The sequence below is a fragment of the Thalassotalea coralli genome, assembly GCF_055786205.1.
This window is the reverse complement of sequence record NZ_JBVVBK010000002.1, coordinates 497378-515128: the sequence shown is the minus strand read 5'-3', so window position 1 is coordinate 515128 and position 17751 is coordinate 497378. Positions and strand designations below refer to the sequence as shown.

At 40.3% G+C, this 17751-nt stretch carries 15 protein-coding genes; 4 read left to right on the top strand and 11 right to left on the bottom strand.

The window, feature by feature from the left end:
• Positions 1–195: 195 nt before the first annotated feature.
• From ACOB80_RS07650 to rne, 9 genes are all read right to left on the bottom strand, one after another.
• Positions 196–1488, bottom strand: coding sequence for an NCS2 family permease (locus tag ACOB80_RS07650; protein ID WP_473165348.1), 1293 nt, complete (start codon positions 1486–1488; stop codon positions 196–198).
• 79 nt (positions 1489–1567) lie between these two features.
• Entirely contained in the window at positions 1568–2461 is an 894-nt protein-coding gene (ttcA, locus tag ACOB80_RS07645; RefSeq protein WP_473165215.1) for a tRNA 2-thiocytidine(32) synthetase TtcA, read from the bottom strand.
• A gap of 131 nt (positions 2462–2592) precedes the next feature.
• Positions 2593–3522 (bottom strand): universal stress protein UspE, encoded by a 930-nt coding sequence (uspE, locus tag ACOB80_RS07640; protein WP_473165214.1) that lies wholly within the window; start codon positions 3520–3522, stop codon positions 2593–2595.
• 96 nt (positions 3523–3618) lie between these two features.
• Positions 3619–4338 carry a fumarate/nitrate reduction transcriptional regulator Fnr gene (fnr, locus tag ACOB80_RS07635; protein ID WP_473165213.1) on the bottom strand — a complete coding sequence of 240 codons (720 nt, stop codon included), beginning with the start codon at positions 4336–4338 and terminating at the stop codon, positions 3619–3621.
• Positions 4339–4381: 43 nt separating this feature from the next.
• On the bottom strand, positions 4382–5050 hold the full coding sequence (locus tag ACOB80_RS07630) for a sulfite exporter TauE/SafE family protein (protein WP_473165212.1): 669 nt from the start codon (positions 5048–5050) through the stop codon (positions 4382–4384).
• Between the two features lie 6 nt (positions 5051–5056).
• Positions 5057–5260: a cbb3-type cytochrome oxidase assembly protein CcoS gene (gene ccoS, locus ACOB80_RS07625; protein ID WP_473165211.1), complete on the bottom strand. Its 204-nt coding sequence runs from the start codon at positions 5258–5260 to the stop codon at positions 5057–5059.
• Positions 5260–7659, bottom strand: a complete 2400-nt coding sequence (locus tag ACOB80_RS07620) for a heavy metal translocating P-type ATPase (RefSeq protein WP_473165210.1) — start codon at positions 7657–7659, stop codon at positions 5260–5262. Before ACOB80_RS07620 ends, ccoS begins: the two co-directional genes overlap by 1 nt.
• 5 nt (positions 7660–7664) lie before the next feature.
• Positions 7665–8159, bottom strand: coding sequence for a FixH family protein (locus tag ACOB80_RS07615; protein WP_473165209.1), 495 nt, complete (start codon positions 8157–8159; stop codon positions 7665–7667).
• Between the two features lie 155 nt (positions 8160–8314).
• Positions 8315–11359 carry a ribonuclease E gene (gene rne, locus ACOB80_RS07610; RefSeq protein WP_473165208.1) on the bottom strand — a complete coding sequence of 1015 codons (3045 nt, stop codon included), beginning with the start codon at positions 11357–11359 and terminating at the stop codon, positions 8315–8317.
• Between the two features lie 585 nt (positions 11360–11944).
• Here rne and rluC point away from each other — a divergent pair.
• On the top strand, positions 11945–12907 hold the full coding sequence (gene rluC / locus ACOB80_RS07605; RefSeq protein ID WP_473165207.1) for a 23S rRNA pseudouridine(955/2504/2580) synthase RluC: 963 nt from the start codon (positions 11945–11947) through the stop codon (positions 12905–12907).
• The gene (locus ACOB80_RS07600; RefSeq protein WP_473165206.1) at positions 12908–13552 is read left to right on the top strand and encodes an HAD-IA family hydrolase; all 645 of its coding nucleotides are present in this window, start codon (positions 12908–12910) and stop codon (positions 13550–13552) included.
• 65 nt (positions 13553–13617) lie between these two features.
• Here the strand turns inward: ACOB80_RS07600 and ACOB80_RS07595 are convergent, their stop codons facing one another.
• Together ACOB80_RS07595 and gloB are read right to left on the bottom strand one after the other, a co-directional pair.
• Positions 13618–15255, bottom strand: a complete 1638-nt coding sequence (locus ACOB80_RS07595; protein WP_473165205.1) for a LysM peptidoglycan-binding domain-containing protein — start codon at positions 15253–15255, stop codon at positions 13618–13620.
• Positions 15256–15333: 78 nt separating this feature from the next.
• Complete coding sequence (gene gloB / locus ACOB80_RS07590) at positions 15334–16110, bottom strand: hydroxyacylglutathione hydrolase (RefSeq protein ID WP_473165347.1); 777 nt, start codon at positions 16108–16110, stop codon at positions 15334–15336.
• A gap of 91 nt (positions 16111–16201) precedes the next feature.
• Here gloB and ACOB80_RS07585 point away from each other — a divergent pair, with 91 nt between their 5' ends.
• Positions 16202–16945: a class I SAM-dependent methyltransferase gene (locus ACOB80_RS07585; RefSeq protein ID WP_473165204.1), complete on the top strand. Its 744-nt coding sequence runs from the start codon at positions 16202–16204 to the stop codon at positions 16943–16945.
• Positions 16946–16965: 20 nt separating this feature from the next.
• Positions 16966–17724, top strand: a complete 759-nt coding sequence (locus tag ACOB80_RS07580) for a Nif3-like dinuclear metal center hexameric protein (RefSeq protein ID WP_473165203.1) — start codon at positions 16966–16968, stop codon at positions 17722–17724.
• Positions 17725–17751 lie beyond the last annotated feature (27 nt).

Below are 17751 nucleotides of genomic sequence, written 5' to 3'. Positions count from 1 at the left end.
GAGGGAAACAATCGATTTTTCCCTCTAACGTGCTGTCGGCACACCGACAATATAGTGTGAAGTTAAAAAGAAGCTTGAAAGAATTTAACTTTGAGACGAATCAATACTTGAAAGAAAGTAGCTCCCTAGAAGGGAGCTGTGCCAACGCCACCTGCTATGTAGGTGGATTCTTAATTTTTAGTTGCCGGCACTCTATTAGGCAAAGTAAGCAAACTTAGCAATAAATAACAGTGCTAATACCAATACGCTAATGTTGATTTCTTTGTACTGTCCGCTAAATGCTCTTACCGCAACATAACTAATAAAACCGAACGCAATACCGTGAGCAATAGAGAAAGTTAGTGGCATAGTAATACAAATAACCGCAACAGGAACTGCTTCAGATAAGTCATCCCATTTTACATTGATCAAACTCGCCAACATTAATACAGCTACATAAAAAAGAGGTCCTGCTGTAGCGTAAGCTGGTACCATGCCTGCTAATGGTGCAAAAAATATTGCGAGTAGAAATAAAATGCCAACCGTTACTGCAGTTAATCCTGTTCTGCCGCCCGCTGCCACACCAGATGTACTTTCTACGTAGCTAGTGGTGGTAGATGTACCCAACATACTACCAGCGACTGTTGCAGTAGAGTCGGCTAAAAGAGCTTTGCCTAATCGTGGTAATGAGCCATTTTTGTCTAATAACTTGCCGCGTTGAGCTACCGCAATTAAGGTGCCAGACGTGTCAAACAAATCAACAAATAAGAAAGCGAAGATAACACTTAACATGCTGATTTCTAATGCGCCACTGAGATCAAGTTGCATAAAGGTAGGCATAACTGACGGCGGTGCTGATACGATTCCATTAAATTCAACATGGCCTAAGGCTATGGCAATAAAGGTTACCAATAGAATTGAGATCATTACAGAACCGTTAATGTTTCTATTCGCTAAACCAACAATGGCAAATAAGCCAATTGCTGCCATAACCGCTGAAAAAGAAGTTATATCACCCATGGTTAGTAAAGTTGCAGGGCTATCGACGACAATACCAGCATTCTTAAGGGCGATAAACGCCAGAAATAGGCCTATACCTGCTGCTATACCAAATCGTAAAGAGTGAGGGATAGCGTTAATTATCCATTCTCTGATGTTAAACAAGCTTAAAATAATAAATGCACAGCCAGAAATGAATACTGCACCCAAAGCAACTTGCCATGTATAACCCATATCCAATACAACGGTATAGGTGAAAAATGCATTAAGTCCCATACCTGGGGCCAACGCTATTGGGTAATTTGCTAACATACCCATGACAAAACAGCCAATAGCGGCAGCAATGCAAGTCGCTACGAAAACGGCACCTCTGTCCATACCCGTTTCTGCCAGCATCGCAGGATTGACAAAGATAATGTAAGCCATAGTTAGAAAAGTTGTAATACCTGCTATAACTTCCTGTTTAACAGTCGTTTGATGTTGATCTAATTTAAAATATTGATTAAGCATAACAGTAGGGTTTGTTTGTTTAATGAACAATAGTACACCCAGCTTTTAAATTCAAAGCTGAGTGTGGTATTTGAATTACTTAAATGTTTGAAACGTCAATAATTAACGAATCATCTATGTTGGTAGAAGACACCAGCTCTTTCGAAAATTCATATTCGGCTCTTGGCTCTGATCTGTCGATTGGTAGCTGCTCAAAGTCAAATAGCTCGGTATCAGCAAGTTGGCTCGGACTAACATTCTTAATCGATTTAAAAATGTTTTCTACGCGACCTGGGGTTTGTGCGTCCCATTGATTAAGCATTGCTTTAATATTTTGACGTTGCAGGTTTTCTTGAGAACCACACAAGTTACAAGGAATGATAGGGTACTGCTTGATCTCTGCAAAATTAAGTAAGTCTTTTTCTCGACAGTAACTCATTGGGCGAATAACAATATTTCGCCCATCGTCTGCTCGTAATTTTGGTGGCATTGATTTTAATGCTGCACCAAAGAACATGTTAAGAAACAAAGTTTCGACAATGTCATCTAAATGATGGCCTAGCGCTATCTTGGTTGCACCTATTTCTTCAGCGAACGAGTACAAAGTACCTCGTCTTAGGCGAGAGCACAGCCCGCAGGTTGTTTTACCTTCTGGTACTTTTTCCTTTACAACCGAGTATGTATCTTTGTCTATGATGTAATAAGGAATATCTAATGATTCAAAATACTCAGGAAGTACATGCTCAGGAAAGCCTGGTTGCTTTTGATCTAGATTAACTGCAATGACTTTAAAGTCCACAGGCGCAGATTTTTGCAGGCTTAGTAAAATATCTAGCATGGCAAAACTGTCTTTACCGCCACTAATACATGCCATTACAACATCGCCATGTTCAATCATCTTGTAATCGGCAATGGCTTTACCCACTTTACTGCGCAAGCGTTTTTGCAGTTTGTTGGCTTCGTATATGGCTTTGCGGTTATCTGCTTCGGTCATAAGAAAACTTCGTCTTTGAAATGCTAGGAGCGTGTAAAAAGGGGCGTATTATAATGCGGTATAGGCAAGATGATAAGTAAAAAATAACCAGCATTTGAAGCTGGTTATTTCATTCCATTAATGTCGAAAATTTAGTCTTGAAGTGGTGAACTATAACCCGCTGGTTTTAAAGCTAAAACGTCACAGTTCAATCGATCAATGACATGCTCAGCTGTATTTCCGATTAAAGCGGCAGATAAACCTGTACGGCCTATTGTGCCTAAAATAACTAACTCTGCATCTAACTTACTAGAAACTGCTTCGATAACATCTTCAGGTAAGCCTTCTTCAATGTGGGTCTGCTCTGCTGAAATGCCAAATTTTTCTGCATGATTAACCATGGCATTCTTGTGATGTTCATACATGGAGTCGTTGTATTCGTTTGCATTAAACTCTGGAATTTCTATCGCTATATTTACTGGCGTACCAGGAAATGAATTAACTAAATGGACATTGCCTTGAATGAGGTTAGCTAGATTAACTGCCTCTTCTGTAATTATGCTGTTAAGAGACTGGTGCTCTTGTTCATCGCTTCCTACATTCAGTGCTGCCAATATATTCCCGTCTTTTGGCCACAAGTGATCTTTCACCAATAATACTGGGCAAGGGCATTTACGGAGAATATGCCAATCAGTTGGGGTAAATATTACCGATTTTAACTTGTCGTGCTCATGAGTTCCTTTAATGACAATATCGTAACCGTTATGCAGCACTTGTTCGATAATAGGTTCAAAAGGGCGGTTGTGCCAAACAACTTGAGAGTCAATGTTAACGTGTTCGTGTGGAGATTCGTCGATAATTTCTTGTAACCACTCTTCACGGTCACGAATTAAAGACTGACGCATTGCTTCTCGTTCATCTGCGGAAAGCATCGTTGTCATTTCGTAGGAAAAATCAAATATAGAAAGAAAAGCGGTAATTGAAGCGTTAGTTTTACTCGCTAATTCAATTGCACGGTTAAGCGCCTTTTGCTCTTCTACAGTAGGATCTATAACGGCGAGAATTTTTTTATACTTCTCCATGGCAAACTCCAAATAGTCACTTTTAATTCAATTATAGCGACTGCTGGCGTTTGCGCACGGGAATTTATTGTTTTAAATCAAGGGACCAGTAATTATTTATAAAGAAGCTACTTCGTCTAGCTTTTCATTATTCAGGATAGTAATTAGCTTACCATCAACCTTGATTAGTCCATTTTTGTCAAAGCGATTAATTAAACGGCTTATTGTTTCAACTGTTAAGCCTATGTAGTTACCGATATCACTTCGTGTCATTGACAATCTAAATTCAACAGAAGATAAACCGCGTTCTTTATAACGACTGCTTAGCGTCGATAAAAAAGTTGCCAAACGTTGTTCTGCGTTTTTGCGGTTAAGCAAAGTCATCATTTCTTGATCAGTACGAATTTCAGCGCTCATCATACGTAACATTTGCTTTTTCAATTTTGGCATTGCGTTAGATAGGGAGTCTAGCGTGTCGTATGGAATTTCACACACCATTGAAGTTTCTAGAGCTTTAGCAAAACTTGGGTGTTCGGCAGAAGCAATAGCATCAAAACCTAATAAATCACCAGCTAAGTGGAAGCCTGTAATTTGCTCTTCGCCACTTTCGTTGACAGTGTAAGTTTTGAAAGTACCTGAACGAATCGCGTAAAGCGATTTCATTTGCTCGCCATCTTGGAATATCTGCTCACCTTTTTGAATAGGTCGCTTACGATCAATTATTTGGTCTAGAGTTTCCAACTCTTGCGCGTTAAGAGAAAACGGGAGACACAGTTCACTGATACTACAATTTTGGCAATGAATATGTTGCTGACCTGAGCATTGACGCTTGTACATAATATCCTTAAATTCTCTACGGGTAATTCCAAGTGGAATATTATTAGAACATCTTCATATATGCAAATTTTAGTGTAATTATTCCATAAAAAATTAACATTAAGGCAATTGCACGGCGAACCCAAATCTTTGTTAACAATGCATTAACCTTAGAAGCGCCAAAAGATACCAGTAATAGAGCAGGTAAAGTTCCCAATCCGAAGCTTAGCATGATAAGGCCGCCTTGAAGTGCACTGCCAGATGCTAATGACCAAGTTAGCGTAGAATAAATAAGCCCGCATGGTAGCCAACCCCATAAAGCGCCTAAAAAGGTTGCTTTAGTCGCCGAATCAACGGGAATTAAATGTTTTGATAGTGGTTGCAACGTTTGCCACAGACTCTTTCCAACTTTCTCTACGTGAACTAGCAGAAACGCCCATTGGCCAATATACAGTCCGAGTAGAATGAGAAAAACACCGGCAATAACGTTTAGTATTAGCACAGGAAAGCCAAGTTGTTTGACCATTAATGAACTGGTAAAGCCAACAATTGTGCCTAACAAGGTATAAGAAAAAATCCTGCCAGCGTTGTAGCAAATAATATATAACTGCTTTTTAGGGTTATTGTCTCTAACTGCACCGGTAAGCATCGACGCAATACCTCCGCACATGCCAATGCAGTGGCCTGTTCCTAGTAATCCTATTAAAAACGCCGATAACAGGTCTAGTTGCATCTAGGGTTATTCTTTAGGTGAGTTGTTACGCTGATCATTAGCAGCGGTTTGCGATGTTGTCTTATCTTTTTTGTCTTCATCAAACAAAATGCTCAACCCTTGCTTCTCTAGATCATCAAATTGATTTGATTTGACCGCCCAAAAGAAAAAGTAAATCCCAGCTATTGTCAATAAAATAGCGATTGGAATTAAAACGTAGATAATGCTCATTACTTGTTTGGCCTTTTCGTTTTTAATAAACGCAGTGAATTAGTAATTACCAAAATTGAACTTAATGACATGCCGATTACTGCCATATAAGGAGTAATATAACCACTCACGGCTAATGGCAATACAATTGCGTTATAGCCAAACGCCCAGCCATAGTTTTGCCAAATAATTCGCCTGGTTTTATCTGCTACATGCAATAAATCTATAATAGCATTTAAGCGGTTGTTTAAAAGAATAACGTCTGCACCACTTTTGGCAATATCTGTACCACTGCCCATTGCAATAGAGACGTGAGCGGCACCAAATACAGGTGTGTCATTAACACCGTCACCAACCATGGCAATTTTTTCGTGCTCCTGCCTAGAGGTTAACAATTCCATTTTATCTTGTGCAGTAAGTTGGCTTTTAATTTCATCAAGCTGCAGTTCTTTTTGAACTTTTTCACAACCTTGTTGGTTGTCACCAGATAGCATGAGTGTGTTGTAAGAACGTTCTTTTAATGTAGCGATTAAGCTTTTCGCGTCATTTCTAATGTGATCAGAAATATTAATACTAGCGACAAGCTCTTCGTTAACTGTCATCACAATAGGTAAGTGAGTAAATTGTGTTAACTGGTCACCTTTTAGCAACCAACTCGGTTTTCCTATCATAATAGAAAGATCGTTTATAACCCCTTCGATACCAGCGCCTGCGTGCACTTTAACTTGGCTAGCATTAACGCCAAAGTCTCTGTAAGGAACAAAAGCTTTTGCGATTGGGTGTTCAGAATAAGATTCTAGCGCAGAAGCAAAAGCGAGTAGGGTTTGTTTATCGTATGAACTTGTGTGTAATTCCATGCTAGCGATAGCAAAGTCACCTGAGGTTAAAGTGCCTGTCTTATCGAAAGCAAAGCCTGTTATTTCTGGTAATGTCTCCATTACATGGCCACTTTTAACCATAATTCCCGCTCTATTTAAGCGCGTCGTGCCACAGGTTAGTGCGGTAGGTGTTGCTAACGACAAAGCACAAGGACAGGTAGCAACCAAAACTGATAGTGTTATCCAAAATGCTTCTTCTGGCATATGTTGTTGCCAATAAATAGCGGTGCCAATTGCGGTCATCAAAATAATGGCAACGAAATATTGGGCAATTTTATCAGATAGCTGAGCAATTTTAGGTTTGTGAGCTTGAGAAGCTTCACTGAGTCGAATTAGCTGACTTAACAGCGAAGTTGCACCTGCTTGTTTAACTTCAAGTGTCAGGTTGCCATCACCATTAACTGTACCAGCGAAAACACTGTCGCCAATTTGTTTATCGACAGGTCGTTGCTCGCCAGTAAGCATAGCTTCATTTATAGGGCTAGTGCCGTTGATAATTACACCGTCAGCAGGAATTGTTTCCCCCGGTTTTACAAGTACTAAATCGTTTTCTTGCAACTTTCTTGCGACAACGATTTCTTGCTGTTCACCATTGAGGCGCGTGGCGGTTAGAGGCATTAATTTTAGTAGATTAGCTGAGACTTCAGCAGCTCTATTTCTTGCTCTAAACTCCAGAAACTTGCCGATAAGCAAAAGGAAGGTGAACATAGAAACTGATTCAAAGTAGACTTCACCTGTCTGGGTTATAGTAGCCCAACAACTAGCAATAAACGCCAACGATATAGCGATAGAGACGGGAACATCCATGGACAGTCGTTTTACTTTTATCGCGTTTATTGCTCCCTTATAAAAGACAAAAGCGCCGTAGGTCACGATAGGGAAGGTTAGAATCATGCTTGTCCATCTAAGATAAACTAAGATATTTTCGGACATATCAGAAAACGCACCGAAATATAGCCCTATAGCAATCATCATAACTTGCATCATCAGTATGCCTGAGATGCCTAGTCGTTTAATAAATGCTTTACTTTGTGCTTTGTTAGAGCGTTCAGCTTCACTTGCTTTAAAAGGCAAAGCACGATAACCGACTTTTTCAATCGCTAGCAGAATGTCGCTTAATTTGATGTCTGCGTCTCGCCAGCGAACTGTCGCTCGTTGGCTTGTCGCGTTTACATTGATTGATACCACGCCTTTTAAAGGTGAAATTTGCATCTCGATAAGCCACGCACATGCTGCGCAGCTTATACCTTCAACTGTGAGTATTGTTTCCTTATATTCTCCGTCTTTAACGGTAAATTCACTTTGTAAGCTGTCGTCGTCTAATACCGTTTTATTTTTAAGTTGTTCCGGAACTAGCTGTTCACCTTTCGGCGCGGCTTCAGTGCGAAATTTATAATAATCCGTTAAGTTGTTATCGACGATGGTTTGGGCAACAGCTTCACATCCAACACAACACATAGGTTGGATCGAGCCATCAATTTTAACTGATAAGGAGAGCCCAGGAGGGACTGGCTCTCCACAATGGAAACACTCTGTGGTCATCGAGATTAGTTTGCTTCGTTTGGTCTAGGTTCTATTGAGATAAAGTCGGCTTGAGGTAAGCCAATGGTATTTTGAATCTTCCAGTGATCTTCAAATGGTGAAATAGTTAAGCGCCATTTCCCTGATATTTCTTCATCTAATGTCTTACGAAAATTACCTGAGCCGTCAGGTGTAAGCGCTAGATAAAAGTCTTTATCTTTTAGTGTTGGATGAAAAAAGTTTACGTTTAAAAGTGGGAAGGTTTTTTCTATACCTGTTGGTTTAATCACTAACTCTTTCCCGTTAAGCTTTAGAGCAAACTTAATGCCTAGCTTTTGTGCTTGTTTAACTTTGCCTATTTCTAAATTAATGGCTTTACCTTTTTTGTAATAATCGCCAACAACCAAAGTATCAGGGTTGGTATTTGCGATAATCACTGTAGTAATACCAGCAATAACGGCTGACAACGGAAGGAAAAATACTAGCCAAGCCCACGGCTCTTTGTACCAAGGAGTTTTCATTTATTTGTGTAGTTAATCTATGTTGGCCGCAATTATACGTGTTTTTCATTTATCTGCCTACGAAAATAGGTGATTTGTTGGCTTAGATCAAAGTCTAAAAAACGGGCAATAAAAAAGCCGGCTTTAATGCCGGCTTTTGAAAAATAAGTATCTAATTAAATACTTGGGTTAACTGGGCCCGATTGGCTCTGACTAGTTGCAGAAGCTCTTGCCGCTGTTTTATTAGAGCGTACTACTTCATTGCGTTCTGAAAGCTCAACAAATGCTGTTGGGATTTCTTTATCTGAAGTAAAAGACTCAGGCTTAGCCATATCTGAGTATGCATGACTCTTAATACGAATTTGCTGTGAGCTTGTAGCTGCTTCTTCACTTGATGAGTCAACACCATTACTTTGTGATTCCTCAGCGTTAGCTTGCGTTTCAGTCGAGTCTTTCTCAACAGCCTCTTCAGAAGCCATTTGTTTGGGTTCTGCATCTGTATTTTCAGCAGTTTCCGTCACATCTACAGCAGTCTCAGGTTCAACCGTATCTGCTACTTGAGTTTCATCTGGTTGTTCAGATTCATTTTGCTCGATAGTTAATTGCTCAGGCTCGCTAGTAGTTGCATTGTCTTGTTCGATTTGAGTCGATGCTTCAACTACTACTACGCTATCTGCTTCTTGCGATGTATGCTCATTTTGAGTTACTTCTTCTGAGCTCTCTGCTGTAACTTCTTGTTCTGCTGGTTGCTCTAAAGGCAAATCTTGCTGAACTTCTTCAACAACATTAACTTGCGATTCAACAGCTGTTTCTGCTACTTGCTCTGTTTTTGCATCATCATTAGAAACTTCTGGGTAGCGAGTCTCTACAGGATCAGTGGTAACTTCAGCTGTTTGAGCATCAACTACGTCAGATTGCTGACGACGTTTTTGTCCATGAGAGCGCAAGTGTCTAGGCGAACGGCGTGAACGAGAACGTTGCTCTTTCTTACCTTCCAGATTTTCAACTTCACTTGTATCTACTTGGCTAGTTGCTTCAGCAGATTCTGACTCTACAGTCTTTTCTGTTGCTTTCGCTTGTTTCGCAGGTTTTCTAGGCTTGCTTTTTGGTTTTGTCGCTTGTGTCGTGGCTTGTTCTGCTACTGTACCTTGAGCTTGCTCAGAAGCTGTATTATCTAAGTTAGTCTCTACAACTTGTTCTTGGCCTTCATTTACGCGTACTTTTTTACGATTATTTCTGCGTTGTCTGCGCTCAGCAACTTTTTCCTCTTTAGGCTTTTGTTGCCTATTTTGAGGAGCCTTTTTACCAGGTTTTGCAGCTCTTTCTTGCTTTTCTACTTGCTCGTTAGCATTGCGTTTTTCGCGTCGTTTGTCGTTACTACGCTCATTTCTATCGTTTCTATTACGACGTTGAGCATTTCTACCACGGTTGCCACGTCGGTCTTGGTTACGATCGCCTTTGCCTTGAGAGCGCTTTTTGTTAGGTTTTTGTTCTTCTTCAGAGCCAAACAAACCTTTTAACCATTTCGCAATCGACGCGAAGAATCCTTCTGAAGAATCTTGTTTTGATGGCTTATTAGCAGCTTGCTTAGCTTTTGTACCTTTAGATACTGGTGCTTGAGCAGGTGCTTTCATACCTTGCAAATAAGGCTCGTCTTTCTTTGCAGCACTTTTGTCGAACTTAGGCATAACAGCTTGTTCAACTTGTGCTTCTTTCATTGGTGTTTGGTAGCTTGCTTCTGCAATAGTCTCGTCTTTTCTTACGCGAATAACTTCGTATTGAGGCGTATCCATTTGCGGGTTAGCAAGAATTAGCACATGCACGCTATGATGCTTTTCGATGTGCATAACCGAACGACGTTTCTCGTTAAGAAGGTATGTCGCTACAGGTACTGGCACTTGTGCCTGTACTTGCTGAGTGTTTTCCTTAATGGCTTCTTCTTCCATTAAACGTAATACTGAAAGCGCAAGAGACTCAACGCCGCGAACATGTCCAGTACCGTTACAACGTGGACAAACATTCTGGCTTGTTTCGCCGATAGAAGGGCGTAAACGTTGACGTGACATTTCCAATAGGCCAAATCGTGAAATTCTGCCTAACTGAATGCGTGCACGATCGCTTTTAACCGCTTCGCGCATTCTGTTTTCAACTTCACGTTGGTGACGGACTGGCGTCATGTCGATAAAGTCGATAACGACTAAGCCACCTAAGTCACGTAAGCGCAACTGACGTGCAATTTCGTCCGCTGCTTCTAAATTAGTGTTAAAGGCTGTTTCTTCGATATCACCGCCTTTAGTCGCACGGGCAGAGTTGATATCAATCGATGTTAAAGCTTCTGTCGGGTCAATAACAATAGAACCACCAGAAGGTAATCTTACTTCACGTCTAAACGCTGATTCGATCTGTGTTTCGATTTGATAATGGGTAAACAAAGGTACGTCGTTAGAGTAAAGCTTTACCTTACTGATGAAGTCAGGGCGTACAACTTTAATATGCTCGCGAACACTTTCGTATGTTTTTGGGCGGTCAATCAAAATTTCGCCGATGTCGCGGCGCAAATAATCGCGAATAGCACGTAAAATAACGTTTGATTCTTGATGGATTAAGAATGGAGCAGGGCGGTCTGCTGCAGCATCAGAAATAGCTTTCCAATGATGTAATAGAACGCTTAAATCCCACTCTAGTTCTTCGTAATCTTTACCTACACCAGCAGTGCGAACAATTAAGCCCATGCCTTTAGGAAGGTCTAGCTTGCTTAAAGATGCTTTTAAATCTGAACGTTCATCACCTTCAATACGACGCGAAATACCGCCTGCCTTTGGGTTATTAGGCATAAGTACTAAGTAACTGCCAGCTAGGCTAATAAACGTTGTTAGTGCAGCACCTTTTTGACCACGTTCTTCTTTATCGATTTGTACGATAACCTCTTGGCCTTCGTGTAAAACATCTTTAATGTTTGGACGACCTTGAAATTTGTAGTCTTTTGGGAAGTATTCGCGGGCTATTTCTTTCATCGGTAGGAAGCCGTGGCGTTCCGCACCGTAGTCAACAAATGCCGCTTCTAAAGAAGGTTCAATGCGAGTGATCTTCGCTTTATAAATATTGGCTTTTTTTTGTTCGTGACCTGGACTTTCAATATCCAAATCGTACAATTGTTGGCCATCAACAAGTGCTACACGCAATTCTTCCGACTGTGTAGCATTGATAAGCATACGTTTCATAGTTTCTGTGACTCTTTATCATTTTTCAGCCACAGCACACCATTGTGCTTGATACACAAAGCAATCTGTCTGTTAGGTAACAGCGATTTGTCAGCCTCACGGGTGTCAATCTTACTGCGCCAGCAATACGCAGTAAGCTGTTAAATTTACTAATTTTTCATTTTGTTAACGCGTATTGCGTTAACTACAAATTCGTCTTTATGTGCTCAGCTTGTGTGCTGTGCATTTGTGTAAATGTCTTTTCGAATCCCGTGTTCTCATGGGAGTTATCTTTTACGAAAAATTTCATTTACAACGCTCTTAAATAATCGCTATTTGGGCGCCGGACGTTCGTTTTCTTACTCTAGTTTTTGCTTTTCTTTAAAGTTCAAACTAAATAACTAAACTCTGGGGTAGGATAATTATTAACCCGCTTTTATGTTTAGTTTTTGAACGCCTCTTACAATTCGCTAATAGCGTAATTTTTACGTTGCATGTTCAAATATAGCGCAACTTTCCTATTATCCCACTTTTTCGTTGAAAAAGGCAATCAAATCGTATGTTTATTTCAGCGTAATCTAAAAAAAGTATGGTAAACTTGCCGGCATGAAAGAAGATAGCAAACCACAAGTCCGCTTCTATACTATTGATATAGAAGACGAAGGACAAAGAATCGACAACTTTTTACTCAAAACCTTAAAAGGTGTGCCTAAGAGCATGATCTATCGGTTATTGCGTAAAGGTGAAATTCGAGTCAATAAAAAACGTACAAAGCCTGAATATAAAATTCAAGCTGAAGATATAGTGCGTGTCGCGCCTATTCGAATTTCCGAAAAAGAACAAACGGTTTCAACTCAACTCAATGTCGTTTCAAATTTAGAAAAACAAATTTTGTTTGAAGACGACAGATTAATTGTTATTAACAAGCCTTCAGGTATGGCTGTGCATGGTGGTAGTGGACTAAGTTTCGGTGTCATTGAGGCGTTACGGGCACTTAGGCCAAACACTAAGATGTTGGAACTAGTACACCGGTTAGATAGAGATACGTCTGGCTGTTTGGTTGTTGCTAAGAAACGCTCTGCTTTACGCAGTTTGCATGAACAATTACGCAATAAAAAAGTACAGAAATTTTATCATGCTTTGGTTAAAGGTCATTGGTCTGCAAAATTGACCAAAGTTACCGAAGGGTTGCGAAAGAATGAGTTAAAATCAGGCGAGCGTATTGTTGTTGTTGACAACATTCAAGGTAAAGAATCGGAAACTCGTTACAAAGTATTAAAAAGGTTTAAAGGTGCCACGCTTGTCAGGGCGTTTCCTGTGACAGGAAGAACACATCAGATACGTGTACATTGTCAAACGAAAGGTCACCCAATCGCTGGTGACGTTAAGTACAGTCACCCGGATTTTGAAGAAGAAATGAAAGGGAACGGTCTCAAGCGTTTATTTCTTCATGCGGCGAGTATCGAGTTTACTCATCCGTTAACAGAAAAAAGAATCAAAGTCGAAGCACCTTTAGAGTCGTCTCTGCAAGCGGTATTAGATAACCTTAAGCCGGAAGAAGGCAAATAGTTGTTTAATAATAAGTCGTTAGTCATATTTGATTGGGATGGCACCTTAATGGATTCTGTCCCGCGCATCGTAAATGCCATGCAATCTGCAGCTGCATTTTGTCAGCTGCCTGTACCCGATGAAAACGCCGTTAAATCAATTATTGGGTTAAGCTTAATTGAAGGCTCAGCGATACTTTTCCCCAAACTTAGTGCTACTGACCTAGAACATTTAAAACAGGCTTATCGCAAGTTTTATGTGAATAGTGACGTTGAAACCCCGCTTTTTGATGGTGCTCGCGACCTACTTGAAAAATTGTCTAACCTAAAAATCGTCATGGCGATAGCGACAGGTAAAGGCCGGTTAGGGCTCGAGCAAGCGCTTTCACAAAGTGGCTGTAGTGATTTCTTCTGTGCAAGTCGAACCGCTGATGATTGTCCGTCAAAACCTTCTCCTGAAATGCTAGCAGAAATTATTACCGAACTAGCTGTATTGCCAGAGAATGCTATTTATATTGGCGACTCTATTCATGATATCGCTATGGCAAATAATGCGAAAATAGATAGTGTAGGTATCACGTTAGGGGTTAGTTCAGAGCAAGAGTTACAGTCTTATCAACCAGTAAAAGTGGTTAATAACCTTAAAGCGTTAGCTGAATTATTTTAACTAGGATCACTCAATTCGATAGCAATAAAAAAAGCGCCGAAAGGCGCTTTTTTTATTTGGTGTTATTAAATAGATTTGGTGACATCTATTGATAACTTAAGCATTTGTCCTGGTTGTAAATAGTTCTTACGACTAATGTTGTTCCAGTTTTCAATTTCTTTAATGGTTACGTTAAACTTATCGGCAATACGTGCAAAAGAGTCTCCACGTCTAACTTTGTACGTGATATTTCGCATAATTGCATTGCTAGTTACAGGTGCTGTAGTTGTCGAAACTGACTTTTTCGGGGTTCGCCAAACAACAAGTTTTTGCCCAAGCTTTAACGGATCTCTTGGTGCCATGCCATTCCACTTAGCTAAGTTTCTGTAATTGACACCATATTTACGACTAATGTCCCAAAAATTGTCCCCAGACTTTACTGTGTGAATCACTTTCTCACTGCCTCTAGGGTAGTTTTGCTTCTTAGCTAAGCGCTGTTCTTGAGACAGAATGTATTGATCAAGGGATTTAGCAGCCACAGGAATTAACAGGTGCTTGCCTTCGCGAATTTGTGTGCCACGAATATTGTTTACCTGCTTAATAACACCAATGTCAGTGTTAAACTTCTTGGCAATTTTACCTAAGCTATCACCTCGTTTAATTTGATACCTTTGCCATGCAAGTCTATCTTCTTTCGCTAATTTACTTAGTCCAGCTTTAAAAGACTCGATCTTGTGATTAGGCAGAACTAAGTAAAATGGCCCTTTCGGATCTGTAGCCCAGCGATTGTAACCAGGGTTTAGATGCTGGAGTTCTTCTAAAGTAAGTCCTGCTAACTCTGCTGCCTTTGCTAAATCAATTTGCGAGCCAATATCAACAGGTGAAATAACAGAACGGTTTTCAATCTCGTAAAATTTCACATTGAAGTCGTTAGGGCGTTTAACAATATCAGCAAGTGCTAAAAGTTTAGGTACATAAGCGCGGGTCTCTTTTGGTAAATCTAATGACCAAAAGTCTGTTGGGATTCCTTTCTTTTTGTTATTCCTAACAGCGCGTTGCACTCGACCTTCGCCGGAATTATAAGCGGCAAGGGCTAACATCCAGTCGCCGTCAAAAAATTTATGTAAGTATTTTAAATATTTTATTGCGCCTTGAGTTGAAGCAATGACATCACGTCGACCGTCATACCACCAATTTTGCTTCATGCCAAAACGAGTTCCTGTACCAGGAACAAATTGCCACATACCTGAGGCTCGGCCGTGAGAATAAGCGAATGGGTCAAAGGCACTTTCAACTATCGGAAGTAAAGCGATATCCATCGGGATACCTGACTTTTCAATTTCTTCTACTATGTAGTAGAGAAATGGTTCTGCACGCTTAGCTACTCGGTCTAAATAGGCTTGATTTCTCGCGTACCAATTTCGCTGTGCTACAACTCGTCTGTTTTGAGGAACTTCTAATACTAATTGCTCTCGAATACGTTGCCAAACGTCATCACTCAATTTAACTTCATCAGATAAAGGAATATCGACATCAGCGACGGGATGGATGACTTCGGCTGTTTCATCAGCAAGTAACGCTTGGCTGATATCAACAGGAGAAGCTAAGTGCTCAGCAATATGGGCGGGAAGATAAGTTTGTTCAACTACTTCCTGCTGGTCAGTGGTTGTTTTACACCCTGTAAGCACTAGCGCCGTAGCGATTGAAAAAGAAAGATATTTCATGAATTCTCTACATATTATTAGTTAACTTAAGTTTCCCTTATTTACGAAGGTTATTCAACACGTGTCATAAATTTAGGCTTAAAAGTTATCTTTCCATTGGCGAATCGTCGTAAATACGTCTACCGTACATTTCTGACTTGCGTTAGAAAAACATTCTGCGCTTTCAATAACTTCAGGTTCATCGCAGCGTAGAAATGGGTTGATAGCTCGTTCTAAACCTATTGAACTTGGCAGTGTGGCTAACCCTTGTTCGCGCAAGTTTTTTACCTGATTGTAATAATTAACTAACTCAAAATTACTTGGCTCGACTGTTAAAGCGAAATTTAAGTTGGCTAAGGTATATTCATGCGTACAAAAGACTTTAGTTTCGGAGGGCAACTTAGCTAGGCGAGACAAAGAGCCGTGCATTTGATCTGGCGACCCTTCGAATAAACGACCACACCCTCCAGAGAAAAGAGTGTCACCACAAAATAAAAGATCATGGTCTTTACAGTAATAAGCCACATGGCCGAGCGTATGTCCTGGTATATGGAATACTTCAAATATCAGTCCTAAATTTTCTACAGTTAGGGTATCGCTATTTTGAACGATATTTTCTGCTCCTTTCGTTTTAGTTTCTTCTGGACCGAAAATTGAAACCTCAGGAAATCGATTTTTTAATTCACTTATTCCGCCAACATGATCGGGGTGATGATGGGTGATCAAAATGGTAGAAAGTTCTAATTGATGATGTTCGATATAGTCAAGGCAAGGCTTAGCGTCACCAGGATCAACTAATATTAATTCTTTATAGTCTAATGCATGAATTGCCCAAATATAGTTATCATTAAAGGCTGGAATAGGGACTATTTGCAGTGAATCTTGCTTGGTAAACTGTGACATAAGTAAAGGGTGATGTTATTATCAAACCTAAGGGTTTTATCCGAATCAATGATAAGACGTTAACATGAAACCAGCACTCGCGTATAGACAACCACACTCACCACTTTCTTGGCAAAGCCTACCTAATGGCGACGTGATACGTCAGGAAATTGATGGAATGTTACATGTGTGGTGGCCAAAATTTTTTGGTTATCATCTACTTAAAATAGGAGCGCTCAGCGGCGAACTAGATTCTAGCCAATGTGCAATCAAACATCAGGTTACTTTGTCAGAGCATAAAACTGTGTCGAGTATTTGCGCAGAAACTGACGATTTGCCCATTTTAGAACATAGTGTTGATGTATGTTTGTTGTCGCACGTTTTAGAGTTCTCTCTCGATCCTCATCACGTGATTCGCGAAGCTAATCGCGTGTTAATTCCCAATGGCTACCTAGTTGTTACGGGGTTTAACCCAATAAGTCTTGCTGGATTAAATAAACTTATTCCTTATAGACGTCAACAAGCACCATGGAATGAAAGGTTTTTTTCATCTGGTCGGGTAAAAGATTGGCTGCATTTGATGGGCTACGAAATTTTAAGTGAAGAGAAGAGGCTGCATTCTTCTTTGGCGACAACGGTGAGTAACGGTATGTTCGCTCGTAGCTGGCAAGGTTTTGCTCAACGCTATTTACCAGGATTAGGCTCGATTTATGTTATTGTCGCCAAAAAGCGCGTGTTACCACTGACGCCAATTAAACCAAAGTGGAAGTTAGGACCAAAGCTCGCACCTATAAATGTGTCGTCGGTGCAATCTCGAAAAGAATCATAATTAGAAATATTAGGTAAAGAATGAAAACAATAGATTTTGAAGCATATTTAAATGCTTTGATGAAACCTGAACTCATTAAAGATTACTGTCCAAATGGGCTACAAGTGCAAGGTGGGCAAACTATTGCCACTGTGGTAACCGGCGTTACTGCTAGTCAAGCGTTAATTGACGCTGCTATTGCGCAAAAGGCAGATGCAATCATCGTTCATCACGGCTATTTTTGGAAGAATGAATCTTATGTCATTCGAGGTATGAAATATAATCGTATCAAGGCGTTAATGGATAACGATATCAATCTATTTGCTTACCATTTACCGCTAGATGTTCATAAAGAGCTAGGCAACAACGCGCAATTGGGGGCACATTTAAATTTTCAAAACATTAGACCATTAGAAGAAGGCAACGAGCAAGGATTGGTTCTTCGCGGTGAATTGTCTGAGCCAATGACGGGAAGTGAGCTTAAAGCACACGTTTCAAAGGCTTTAGGGCGAGACTGTTTACACATCGATATTGATGATGACAAATCTATTTCAACCGTTGCATGGTGTACAGGTGGAGCGCAAGGCTATATTGACCAAGTGGCGCCATATGGAATTGATGCTTTTATTTCTGGCGAAATTTCTGAGCAAACAACACATTCGGCAAAAGAGCAGGGTATTCATTATTTTGCTGCTGGGCATCATGCTACTGAAATTTTTGGTGTTAAAGCACTCGCAGACTATTTGAGCCAACACACCTCTTTAGATGTTCAGTTTATTGATATTGATAACCCAGCTTAGATCTGGAAAAAGAGATTAGGGTAGTTA